This is a genomic window from Gordonia hydrophobica NBRC 16057 (assembly GCF_001592365.1).
Lineage (GTDB): Bacteria > Actinomycetota > Actinomycetes > Mycobacteriales > Mycobacteriaceae > Gordonia > Gordonia hydrophobica.
In genome coordinates this window covers 51,958-64,186 of record NZ_BCWU01000017.1, presented here as the reverse complement: position 1 = coordinate 64,186, position 12,229 = coordinate 51,958, and the positions used below count along the sequence as shown (strand labels likewise).

Genomic DNA, 12,229 nt, shown 5'->3' with positions numbered 1-12,229 from the left:
GGGCCGCACCGTCGAACACACCCGCGACGTCGCCGCCCAAGATGGGACTCCTGCGGCAGACCAGCACGGTCGTCCGCAGACAGTTCCGACTCGTCTGGTCCGACACCGGTTACCTGGTTGTCCTGCTGCTGATGCCGGTGGTCCTCGGCCTGTTGACGCTGGTGATCCCTGGCGACAAGGGATTCAGCCGCGCCGAACTCCTCCCGACGAACAACTACGTCCCACCCAAGGATCCGGGGGAGGCGTTGCAGATTCTGACGGTGCTGGTGATCGGCGCCGCCTTCATGGGCACCGCCCTCGCCGTCCGCGACCTGGTCGGCGAACGCGGCATCTTCGAACGCGAACGCGCCGTGGGCCTGCGCCCCGGCGCCTACCTCACCGCCAAGATCGTCGTCTTCTCGCTGATCACGATCGTCCAGGTGGGCATCATGTTCGCCATCACCTACGGACTGCGGGCCATGCCGTCGACCGACGACGTGGTCCGGACCGGCGACACGGCGCCGCCGATTCCGCCCGCCGTCACACTCCTCATCGCCGTCGCCGCACTCGCCTGCGTCAGCGTGCTGGTGGGCCTGGCCATCTCGGCCGCGGTGCGCTCGACCGAGCAGACGATGCCGCCGCTGGTGATCGTGGTGATGGTTCAGTTGGTGCTCTCCGGCGGCCTGTTCGCGATCAGTTCGCCGTTCGTCGAGCCGATCACCTGGCTGTTTCCGACGTACTGGGGCTACACCAACGCCGCCCAGGCGGTCAACATCCCCTGGATCGCCGACCAAGTGCCGCAGGTCAAGGTCGAAGAGGGCGAGTCCATGATGTACCCGCTGTGGGACCCGTCACTCGTGCACGCCGTCATCAGTTATGCAGCGCTCGCCGCGATCGCACTGGTACTGACGGTCTTCATCTTCTCCAGGCTGCGACTGCGCAAGCGCTGAGCCGGCGTCCGCCGCGCAGCACACCCGAGACGCACCCTAGGCTGGGGGCATGGAGCGCATCATCGGAACCGAAGTCGAGTACGGCATCTCGGCACCGGGAGACCCGTCCGCCAACCCGATCCTGACCTCGACCCAAGCAGTCCTCGCGTACGCCGCGGCCGCCAAGGTCCCGCGTCGCGACCGCCGCACCCGGTGGGACTACGAGGTCGAGTCGCCGATGCGCGACGCACGCGGATTCGACCTCGGTCGCAGCGGCGGCCCGGCCCCGATCATCGACGCCGACGAGATCGGCGCCGCGAACATGATCCTCACCAACGGCGCGCGGCTGTACGTCGACCATGCGCATCCCGAGTACTCGGCACCCGAGGTCACCGACCCGTTCGACGCCGTGGTCTGGGACAAGGCGGGTGAGCGGGTGATGGAGGAGGCCGCGCGCTACGTCGCAAGCGTCCCGGGTGCGCCGAAGCTGCAGCTGTACAAGAACAACATCGACGGCAAGGGCGCGTCGTACGGCACGCATGAGAACTATCTGATGCGCCGCGACACGCCGTTCGACTCGATCATCACCGGCCTCATGCCGTTCTTCGCGTCCCGTCAGGTGATCTGCGGGTCCGGACGCGTCGGGATCGGGCAGCACGGCGAGGAGTCCGGCTACCAGCTCTCGCAGCGCGCCGACTACATCGAGGTGGAGGTGGGTCTCGAGACCACCCTCAAGCGCGGGTTGATCAATACTCGCGACGAGCCGCACGCCGACCCCGAGAAGTACCGCCGTCTGCACGTGATCATCGGTGACGCGAACCTCGCCGAGACCGCGACCTATCTGAAACTCGGCACCACTGCGCTCGTGCTCGACCTGATCGAGGCGGGCGTCGACCTCTCCGATCTGGCGCTGGCACGTCCGGTCGAAGCAGTCCACACCATCAGTCACGATCCCACGCTGCGCGCGACCGTTGCCCTGGAAAACGGTCGTGAGCTCACCGGCCTGGCGCTCCAACGTGAGTACCTCGATCGTGCGCAACAACTCCACGACGCCCAGCACCGCGACGACGAGCGCGCCGCGCACGTGCTCGCGACCTGGGCCGACGTACTCGACAAACTCGAACGCGATCCCATGGAATGCGCGGATCTGTTGGACTGGCCGGCCAAGCTCCGGATCCTGGAGGGCTTCCGCAATCGTGAAGGCCTCTCCTGGGCGGCGTCTCGTCTGCACCTGATCGATCTGCAGTACTCGGACGTCCGGCTCGACAAGGGGCTGTACAACCGACTCGTCGCGCGCGGCTCGATGCAGCGGATGACGACCGAGGAACAGGTGATGTCGGCCGTCGAGAATCCACCGGTCAGCACCCGCGCCTACTTCCGCGGTGAGGCGCTGCGCCGGTTCGGCGCGGACGTGGCGGCTGCCAGCTGGGATTCGGTGATCTTCGATCTCGGCGGCGACTCCCTGGTCCGCATCCCGATGCTCGAACCGCTGCGGGGGACGCGGGCGCACGTCGGCGAGCTGTTGGAAACCGCCCAGTCGGCGTCCGAGCTGGTCGATCGACTCACGTCCTAGTGACCGGCGTCCCCAAGCTGGTCGAGTGCTGCCTGCGAGCGGAGCGAGCACGCAGTTATCGAGACCGTCGTGAGCTCCGTCGGCATCAAGGCGTTGCACTGTCATCGTGTGGTGATCTCGGTAGTGTTCCCACCGATCGTGAGCAGCCGCCTTCGTGGCGGGAAGCGATGGTCGTCGCGGAAGCCTCATCCAGCTGAGAACTGCCCGCTCAGGCGCTTCCGACGGAACATTGCCATCGGAGGGTGCTGAGCAAGCAGTTCTTAGTGGCCTCGCGCCGGGTACTACGGAGTCGGACCTGTTGCGCACCAGCACGACTCGTAACAGAACCCGACGCACGGCGGACCAGAATCGCTGATCCACACGCTGAATCGACCGATCCGCTCGCCGCCGTGATTGCGACGGTAGGGTTGAGGGACACACTCTCTTCACAGGAGGCGGAACATGGCGCAGGAGCAGACCAAGCGCGGTGGCGGCAGCGACGACGACGATGCGGTCGGCGGCGGCGCAGCCGGTCAAGAACGGCGTGAGAAGCTCACCGGCGAGACCGACGACCTCCTCGACGAGATCGACGACGTGTTGGAAGAGAACGCCGAGGACTTCGTCCGCGCCTACGTTCAGAAGGGCGGCCAGTGACCCCGGTGCCCGGCGAGGCGGGATCGGGCGGCATCTCGTCGTTCACCGAGTACCTCCGTGTCCACGCACCGGAACGACTGCCGCATGCGCTGATCGGGTCCGGCACCACGGTGAACGCTGACCAGATCCCGCACGGGACCACCATCGTCGCGATCAGCTATCCGGGCGGCGTGATCCTCGCGGGCGACAGACGAGCGACGATGGGCAATCTCATCGCGACGCGCGACGTCCAGAAGGTGTACGTCACCGACGAATACTCGGCGGCGGGCATCGCAGGCACCGCGGGAATCGCCGTCGAGATGGTGCGTCTGTTCACCGTTGAACTGGAGCACTACGAGAAGATCGAGGGCGTCCCGTTGACCCTCGACGGCAAGGTGGCGCGCCTGGCCTCCATGGTCCGCAGCAATCTCGGCGCTGCCATGCAGGGACTCGCGGCGATCCCGCTGCTGGTCGGTTTCGACGCCGAGGGCGAGCCGGGCGACCGCGGACGGATCTTCTCCTTCGACGTCGCGGGTTCGCGCCACGAGGAGACCGCGGGCTACGAGGCCATCGGCTCGGGCTCGGTCTTCGCGAAGTCGTCCATCAAGAAGCTCTACCGCGCTTCCTTGTCGGCGAGCGAGGCGTTGAGCGTCGCCGTCGAGGCGCTGTACGACGCCGCCGACGACGATTCGGCGACCGGCGGTCCCGATCTGGTCCGCCGGATCTTCCCGACCGCGGTGCGGGTCGGCGTCGACGGCGCGGTGACCGTCGCCGAAGAGGAGATCGCCGACGCCGCCGAGGCGGTCATCGATCGTCGTCGCGCTGCCGCGACGGCCGACGCGACGGGGGAGCAGGCATGACCTTTCCGTATTACGCCAGCGCCGAGCAGATCATGCGCGATCGCTCGGAGCTCGCCCGCAAGGGCATCGCTCGCGGTCGGTCCGTCGTCGCACTCACCTACGCCGACGGCGTCCTGTTCGTGGCCCACAATCCGTCGAACACCTTGCGCAAGGTCAGTGAGATCTACGACCGCCTCGGGTTCGCCGCCGTCGGCAAGTACAACGAGTTCGAGAGTCTGCGCCGTGCGGGCATCCAGATGTGCGACCTTCGCGGTTACAGCTACGACCGCGCCGATGTGACCGGACTGTCGCTGGCCAGCGCCTACGCCAACACGCTCGGTGCGGTGTTCACCGAACAGGCGAAGCCGTACGAGGTGGAACTGTGCGTGGGAGAGGTGGCCCAGCCCGGGCGCACCACCGCCTCCCAGCTCTACCGCATCGGCTACGACGGCTCGATCGTCGACGAGAAGTCGTTCATCGTGATGGGCGGCGCCACGGAGCCGATCAACGCCGCGATGAAGGAGTCGTACGAGAGCGGGCTGCCGCTCAGCGGTGCGCTGCGCGTGGCGGTGCGCGCACTGTCCGCGCCCGCCGAGTCGACGAGCGGCGACCGTGCCGCCGCCGACAAGGAGGTGACTGCGACCGAACTGACCGCGGCCGACGTCGAAGTGGCCGTCCTCGACCGCAACCGTCCGCGTCGTGCCTTCAAGCGCATCCGACGCGACGACGTCACCAGCTACCTCGAAGAGGAGTGACCGCAGTGGAACGCCGCATCATGGGCATCGAGACCGAGTTCGGTGTCACCTGCACTTTCGAGGGGCAGCGTCGACTCAGCCCCGACGAGGTGGCCCGCTACCTGTTCCGCCGGGTCGTCGCGTGGGGACGGTCGTCGAACGTGTTCCTCACCAACGGCGCCCGGCTGTACCTGGACGTCGGTTCGCACCCCGAGTACGCGACCGCCGAGTGCGATTCGGTCCGCCAGCTCATCACGCACGATCGCGCGGGCGAGCGCATCCTCGAGGAACTGCTCATCGACGCCGAGGAGCGGCTGGTCGCCGAAGGCATCGGCGGCGACATCTACCTGTTCAAGAACAACACCGACTCGGCGGGCAACTCGTACGGATGCCATGAGAACTACCTGGTGAGTCGCGTCGGCGAATTCGGTCGCGTGTCCGACGTCCTGTTGCCGTTCCTGGTGACCCGCCAGCTCATCTGCGGGGCGGGAAAGGTCCTCACCGTCGGACATGAGGCTAAGTTCTGCCTGTCGCAGCGGGCCGACCACATCTGGGAGGGCGTCTCCTCGGCGACCACTCGCTCGCGGCCGATCATCAACACGCGCGACGAGCCGCATGCGGACGCGGAGAAGTACCGTCGCCTGCACGTGATCGTCGGCGACTCCAACATGTCCGAGACGACGACGATGCTGAAGGTCGGATCGGCACTGCTGGTGCTGGAGATGATCGAGTCGGGCATCTCGTTCCACGACTTCGCACTGGACAACCCGATCCGCGCCATCCGGGACATCAGCCACGACCCGTCGGGTCGTCGGGAGATCCGTCTCGCGGGCGGACGCACCACGACGGCGCTCGCCGTGCAGCGCGAATACCAGGCCCGCGCCGTCAAGCATCTGGAGACCAGGTCCCCCGACGAGACCATGGATCGCGTCGTCGACCTGTGGGGCCGCGTCCTGGACGCCGTGGAAAGCGACGACTTCAGCGGCGTGGACACCGAGATCGACTGGGTCATCAAACGCAAACTCCTGCAGCGCTACCAGGACCGCTACTCCTGGGATCTGACCGCGCCGAAGATCGCGCAGCTCGACCTCGCTTATCACGACATCCGTCGCGGGCGCGGGGTGTTCGACCTGCTGGCTCGCAAGGGCTTGGCGGCTCGGGTGACCACCGACGAGGAGATCGACGAAGCCACCTCGGTCCCGCCGCAGACCACACGCGCCAAGCTCCGCGGCGAGTTCATCTCGGCGGCACAGCAGGCGAATCGCGATTTCACCGTTGACTGGGTGCACTTGAAGGTCAACGATCAAGCGCAGCGGAACGTGCTCTGCAAGGATCCGTTCCGCAATGTGGACGAACGCGTCGAAAGGTTGATCGCGTCCCTCTGAGGTTTGCGACACGACACCACTTACAGTGGGTGTCGTGACTTCGAAGAGCGAGCGGATCGTCAACCTCGTCGTCTGCCTCATGTCGACCAAACAGTATGTGACCGCCACCTATCTGCGCCGAAACGTGGTCGGGTACACCGATGCCGACCAGTCCGAGGACTCGTTCAAGCGGATGCTGGAGCGGGACAAGGCCGATCTGCGGGAGATGGGCATTCCGATCGAGACCGGGAAGAACGGCGACGGCTCGGAGGGCTACCGGATCGACCCCGAGCAGTACGCGCTGCCGGACATCACCCTCGATCGCGGGGAGGCGGCGGCCGTTGCGGCGGCCGCCGCGGTCTGGCACGAGCCGTCGGTGGCCGCGGTCTTCCAGACGGCGGTGCTGAAACTGCAGGCCGCCGGAATCGATGTCGCGTCCGAGGACGAGATCGGTGTGACCCACGGCGGCTCCCGGCGCTCGGTCGGCGATGAGCGCACCATCACCGCGCTGCTGTCCGCGATCGATGCCGGCCGCCCGGTGACCTTCACACACCGGACCACGCGTGGACGCAAGACGCGGACGCTGGAGCCCTGGGGGATCGTCGCGGACACCGGCCGCTGGTACGTGACCGGCCACGACCGCGACCGCACTGCGATCCGCACCTTCCGGATCTCGCGGATCGTCGACGTGAAGGCGTTCGACGACGCCGGGACGGTCTCCGTCCCCGCCGACGTCGACGTGCGCCGTGTGGTCCAAGACGCGGTGGCGCGTGCGGTCACCGAGGCGGACGCCGATCCGAACGCGACCGCGCGAATCTGGGTGGCCGCCGGACGGGCGCACGGCCTGCGTCGCATCGCCACGTCGGTCACACCGCATCAGCTCGAAGCAACAGCCGAGGACGGCGACCTGCTGACGATCGCGATTCGGTCGCGGTCGGGGCTGCGCCGACTGGTGCTGGGCGCCGGTGCCGACGCCGTGGTGCTGGAACCGGAGGAGCTGCGTGACGATGTGATCGCGGGCCTCGACCGACTCATCGCCCTGGGGGAGATCGCATGACCAGCGCAGCGCCGTCCCGCCTGTCTCGCCTGCTGGCGATGGTGCCGTACTTCGAAGCGCGGCCGGGCATCAAACTCGCCGAAGCGGCGAAGGACCTCGGGGTCAACGAGAAGACCCTCACCGCCGACCTGAACCAGCTGATCGTCTGCGGACTGCCGGGGTACGGCCCCGAGCACCTGATCGACATCCAGTTCTGGGACGGCTACGTCAGCGTGCAGTACGCCGCAGGCACGGATCGACCACTGCGCCTGACCGGCTCGGAGGCGGGCATCCTGCTGATGGCGCTGAACATGGTGCTGCAGACCCGCGGGTCGGCCGACGCCGGCGCCGTCCGCAGCACGATCGCGAAGATCGAGGAGGCGATGGGCGCCACCTACCGTGCGGTGACCACCGGTGCTGATGCCGACGACCGGACCAGCCCCGCCGATCGGCTGATCCGCGAAGCGGTGGAGTCCCGGCGCGCCCTGCGGATGAAGTACTACACCGCAAGCCGTGACGAGGTCACCGATCGCGTCGTCGACCCGATCCGCATCAAGGCGGTCGACGGGCACACCTATCTGGAGGCGTGGTGCCGATCGTCGGAGGGCACGCGGCTGTTCCGCTTCGACCGCGTCGAGGCAGCGGCGGTCCTCGACGAGCCGTCCGTACCGCCGGCCGACGCCACGGTTCCGGTCGAGGCGGTCGATTTCGGCGTGCTGACCGGTGAGCTGCCCGCTGCGCACATCGAGATCGATCCCGATTCGATCTGGCTCCTGGAGTACTACGCCGCCGAGCCCGACGAGGAGCTCACCGACGAACCGACCGGCCCGATCACCGCGACGCTGCGGTACGGGTCGCCGCAGTGGCTCGCTCGCTTCCTGCTCGGCTTCGGCGGACGGGTGCGGCTGCTCAGCACCGTCGACGGCGTCGGCGAGCTGATCGCTCACTCAGCGCGTTCGGCGCGTGATCGGTACTCTGCCTGAGGACGCTGCTTCGGCACATGTCGATCAGTCATGCGGTTCGGTAGAGTAGACGTCGATAGACTGACAGTTTTTCATCGTGTGAAGGGTTTGAATTATGGGTGCGATGTCGCCGTGGCACTGGGCAATTGTCCTGCTGGTGCTGGTGCTGCTGTTCGGCTCGGCGAAGCTCCCCGCTGCGGCGCGTGGCCTGGGTCGATCGATGCGGATCTTCAAGTCGGAGATCCAGGAGATGCAGAATGACGGCTCCAAGACCGAGTCCGGCGAGGCCGCCCGCGAGCTGTCCGCGCCCGACGAGCCGATCGCATCGCCGAATCCGGTCACCCCGCCGGACAAGAAGTCGGCGTAGCCGCCCACGACCCGGGTGCGCAAGCGACTCTCCCTCGGCCGATTCGACCCGCGTCAGCGGCGCAGCAAGGTCAATCCGGACGGCTCGATGCCGTTGGCCGAGCATCTTTACGAGCTTCGGAACCGGCTCGTGATCGCCTTCCTCGCGATCGCCGTCACGACCGTCATCGGCTTCTTCTGGTACAGCTACGGCGTCTGGCGGATCGAGTCTCTCGGCGAACTGCTCCGTCAGCCCTACTGTGATCTGCCCGCGGACACGCGAGCGACACTGACCGCCGACGGCGAGTGCCGACTGCTGGCGACCGGGCCGTTCGACCAGTTCATGCTGCGACTCCAGGTGGCGCTGACCGCGGGCGTCGTGCTCGCGTGTCCCGTCTGGCTGTTGCAGATCTGGCGGTTCATCACCCCCGGCCTCCACAAGAACGAACGCCGTTATGCGACCTCGTTCGTGGCTGCGGCCAGCGTCCTGTTCGTCGCCGGCGCCGTCCTCGCGTACCTCGTCATCGCCAAGGCCTTCGAGTTCCTGCTGACCGTCGGCAACGACGTCCAGGTGACCGCGCTGACCGGTGACCAGTACTTCGGGTTCCTGCTGCACGTCCTCATCCTGTTCGGAATCAGCTTCGAGCTGCCGCTGCTGATCATCGCACTGAACATGGTCGGCGTCTTGACCTACGCCCGACTGAAGAAGTGGCGGCGCGGCCTCATCTTCGTGATGTTCGTGTTCGCTGCGATCGTGACGCCGGGGCAGGACCCGTTCACCATGCTGGCCCTCGCACTCGCCTTGACGGTGTTGCTGGAGTTCGCCATCCAGATCTCGCGCGTCCACGACAAGCGCAAGGCCAAGAAGAACCCCGATTGGCTGGAACTGCCGGACGATCAAGCGTCGCCGCTGACCGGCTCCGGCGACGTCGGTGAGGGCAGCGGCGTCGGCCGGGCGGCGCCGATCGAACGCGCACAACCGCTGGGCGCTACCGCTGAACGCAAATCCATTCGGTCCGACGCCGCATTCGATGACATCCTGTAGGGGATGACCATCGACGACTCACCCACGGACGAAGCACTGCGAACCGGGCCGCAACTCACCGCGTTCAGCGACCGGATCGGCTTCGCACTCGACCCGTTTCAGCAGCGCGCCTGCCGCGCACTCGAAGAAGGACAGAGCGTCCTGGTCTGTGCGCCGACCGGAGCGGGCAAGACGATCGTCGGCGAGTTCGCGGTGCACCTGGCCCTCGCGCACGGAACCAAGTGCTTCTACACGACGCCGATCAAGGCGCTCAGCAATCAGAAGTTCCACGATCTGGTCGAGGTGCACGGCTCTGAGAACGTCGGCCTCCTGACCGGCGACAACTCGATTAACTCGTCGGCACCGGTCGTCGTGATGACCACCGAGGTGCTCCGCAATATGCTGTACGCGGACTCGTCGGCGTTGCGCGAACTCTCCCATGTGGTGATGGACGAGGTGCACTTCCTGGCCGATCGTTTCCGCGGCGCGGTGTGGGAAGAGGTGATTCTCGGTCTCGATCCGGCGGTCCGCGTCGCCAGTCTCTCGGCGACCGTCAGCAATGCGGAGGAGTTCGGCGACTGGATCACCGCCGTGCGCGGCGACACCGCCGTCATCGTCGACGAACACCGTCCGGTGCCGCTCCACCAGCACATGCTGGTGGGCAAGCGGATGTTCGGGCTCTTCGATCACAAGCACCCCAAGCAGGTGAACCCGGAGCTCACCCGACACATCAAGCACCGACTGCTGTCCGACGACGCCGTCGGCAACTACCGCGAGCGGATGGCGCGTGAGCGCAGGCGCGGCGGTACCGGGATATCCCGGCCGAATATGATCCGCCTCCTCGACGAGAACGGTCTGCTGCCTGCGATCACCTTCATCTTCTCCCGCAAGGGGTGCGACGGCGCACTCGTCCAGTGCCTGCGTTCAGACCTGAACCTGCTGGAAGCGCACGAGGCGGCGGCGGTCGACGAGATCGTCGAGCGGCACCTGACCGAGCTCTCGCCCGGCGACGCCGACGTCCTCGGGGTCGACGACTGGCGGGCCGGTCTGCGTCGTGGATTCGCCGCGCATCACGCGGGACTGCTGCCGATGTTCCGGCAGGCGGTCGAGGAGTTGTTCGTCGCCGGGCTGGTGAAGGTGGTCTTCGCTACCGAAACGCTCGCACTCGGTATCAACATGCCTGCCCGCAGCGTGGTGTTGGAACGGCTGGTGAAGTACAACGGCGAGGCGCACGTTGACCTGACGCCGGGGGAGTACACCCAGTTGACCGGGCGCGCAGGCCGCCGCGGCATCGACGTCGAAGGCCACGCCGTGGTGGTGTGGACCCCCGAGGTGGTGCCCGACCGCGTCGCAGGTCTCGCCGGCGCTCGGACCTTCCCGCTGCGCAGTTCGTTCTCGCCCGAGTACAACATGGCGATGAACCTGATCGACCGCTTGGGCGTCGAGGGATCCCGCGAGCTGTTGCGCCGGTCGTTCGCCCAGTTCCAGACCGACCGATCGGTGGTGGGGCAGGCACGACAGCTCGACCACGCGCGGACGACGCTCCGGAAGGTCAATGGCGAACTGGAGCACGCGACCGAGCGAAGAGGTCTCGCACCGGACGCCGTCCTGGAGTACGTGACCCTGCGCGACGACATCAAACAGCAGGAGCGGTCCGCGAAGTTCCATCGCCGCATGCAGGCCACCGAAGCGGTTTCCGAGGATCTGCTCGCGCTGAAGCCGGGGCACGTGATCGGACTGAACACCGGGCGGCATCGCGGTCTCGCCGTCGTCCTGCAGGCCGCGACGATCGACCTGGATCCGCGTCCGCTGGTGCTGTGCGAGGACGGCTGGACCGGACGCGTGGGGGTCCGCGACTTCGTGAATCCGCCCGAGGTGCTCGGGCATCTGCGGATCCCGAAATCCGCGAACCGGCGCAGCGCGCACGGACGCCGCGAGATCGTCGGCATGCTGCGATCCAGCGGCATCGAACGACCCCGCGGTCGCAACACCAAGAAGAAGCAGACCAGCGCGACGGACCGACGACTGCTGGAACTGCGCAATCGGCTGCGCAAGCATCCGGTGCACAAGCTGGCGGGGATCGACGATCTGCACCGTCTCGCCGAACGCCGTCATCGGCTGCTCCGCGACATCCGGAGTCTGGAGCGGGCCGTCGATGAGCGCACCTCGGCGCTGGAGACCGAGTTCGACGCGATCACCGGCGTGCTCACCGAACTGTCGTATCTGGAGACCGACGAGTCGGGCGAGCTGGTGGTGACCCCGACGGGCACGGTGCTGCGACGGATCTACTCCGAGAGCGACCTGCTCGTGGCCGAGTGCATCCGGGCCGGGATCTGGGACCGACTCTCCCCGCCGGACCTCGCCGCCGTGGTCTCGACGATGGTGTACGAATCCCGCCGCGACTCCTACGCGGGCGGCGTCGACTCGATGCCCGGCAATCCAGCGCTGCGCGATGCACTCGTCGAGACCGTGGCGGTCTGGGAGGCCACCAACGAGATTCAGGAGCGTCACGGAGTCGTTCAAACACGCGAACCCGATACCGGCTTCTGCGTCGCGATCGGGGCGTGGGCGTCGGGTCGCTCGCTGCGGGAAGCCCTCGTTGCGGCCTCCGAACGCGGCCAGCTGCTGTCCCCGGGAGACTTCGTGCGCTGGAATCGCCAGGTCATCGACTTGCTGGAACAGGTGCGCGGCAGCGTCGACCCGGATGCGCCGCTCGCCACCGCCGCCCGGCGCGCTGTCAAGGGCGTTCGACGCGGTGTCGTGGCGTCCGAATTGGACTGACTCTCTGCGGTACCGTGTCATCAGCCAGCGCTGACGGGGCATTTCTTGAGG

At 67.1% G+C, this 12,229-nt stretch carries 11 protein-coding genes; all 11 read left to right on the top strand.

Annotated elements, in window-relative coordinates:
• The coding region (locus GH2_RS20370) for an ABC transporter permease (protein WP_157086175.1) at positions 1-929 on the top strand (929 nt) is incomplete at its 5' end.
• Between the two features lie 49 nt (positions 930-978).
• Positions 979-2,481 (top strand): depupylase/deamidase Dop, encoded by a 1,503-nt coding sequence (gene dop, locus GH2_RS20365; protein WP_066172252.1) that lies wholly within the window; start codon positions 979-981, stop codon positions 2,479-2,481.
• Positions 2,482-2,922: 441 nt separating this feature from the next.
• Positions 2,923-3,114 carry a ubiquitin-like protein Pup gene (locus GH2_RS20360; protein ID WP_066172247.1) on the top strand — a complete coding sequence of 64 codons (192 nt, stop codon included), beginning with the start codon at positions 2,923-2,925 and terminating at the stop codon, positions 3,112-3,114.
• Positions 3,111-3,953: a proteasome subunit beta gene (gene prcB, locus GH2_RS20355; RefSeq protein WP_066172244.1), complete on the top strand. Its 843-nt coding sequence runs from the start codon at positions 3,111-3,113 to the stop codon at positions 3,951-3,953. Before GH2_RS20360 ends, prcB begins: the two co-directional genes overlap by 4 nt.
• Complete coding sequence (gene prcA / locus GH2_RS20350; RefSeq protein ID WP_066172241.1) at positions 3,950-4,687, top strand: proteasome subunit alpha; 738 nt, start codon at positions 3,950-3,952, stop codon at positions 4,685-4,687. Before prcB ends, prcA begins: the two co-directional genes overlap by 4 nt.
• Positions 4,688-4,692: 5 nt before the next feature.
• The gene (gene pafA, locus GH2_RS20345; RefSeq protein WP_174545371.1) at positions 4,693-6,051 is read left to right on the top strand and encodes a Pup--protein ligase; all 1,359 of its coding nucleotides are present in this window, start codon (positions 4,693-4,695) and stop codon (positions 6,049-6,051) included.
• Positions 6,052-6,085: 34 nt separating this feature from the next.
• Positions 6,086-7,087, top strand: coding sequence for a helix-turn-helix transcriptional regulator (locus tag GH2_RS20340; RefSeq protein ID WP_244885450.1), 1,002 nt, complete (start codon positions 6,086-6,088; stop codon positions 7,085-7,087).
• Positions 7,084-8,049: a helix-turn-helix transcriptional regulator gene (locus GH2_RS20335; RefSeq protein ID WP_066172239.1), complete on the top strand. Its 966-nt coding sequence runs from the start codon at positions 7,084-7,086 to the stop codon at positions 8,047-8,049. Before GH2_RS20340 ends, GH2_RS20335 begins: the two co-directional genes overlap by 4 nt.
• Positions 8,050-8,143: 94 nt before the next feature.
• A complete protein-coding gene (tatA, locus tag GH2_RS20330; RefSeq protein WP_066172237.1) occupies positions 8,144-8,395 on the top strand; it encodes a Sec-independent protein translocase subunit TatA in 252 nt (83 codons plus the stop codon).
• A gap of 87 nt (positions 8,396-8,482) precedes the next feature.
• Positions 8,483-9,418 carry a twin-arginine translocase subunit TatC gene (tatC, locus tag GH2_RS20325; protein WP_174545375.1) on the top strand — a complete coding sequence of 312 codons (936 nt, stop codon included), beginning with the start codon at positions 8,483-8,485 and terminating at the stop codon, positions 9,416-9,418.
• A gap of 3 nt (positions 9,419-9,421) precedes the next feature.
• Entirely contained in the window at positions 9,422-12,178 is a 2,757-nt protein-coding gene (locus GH2_RS20320) for a DEAD/DEAH box helicase (RefSeq protein WP_066172231.1), read from the top strand.
• Positions 12,179-12,229 lie beyond the last annotated feature (51 nt).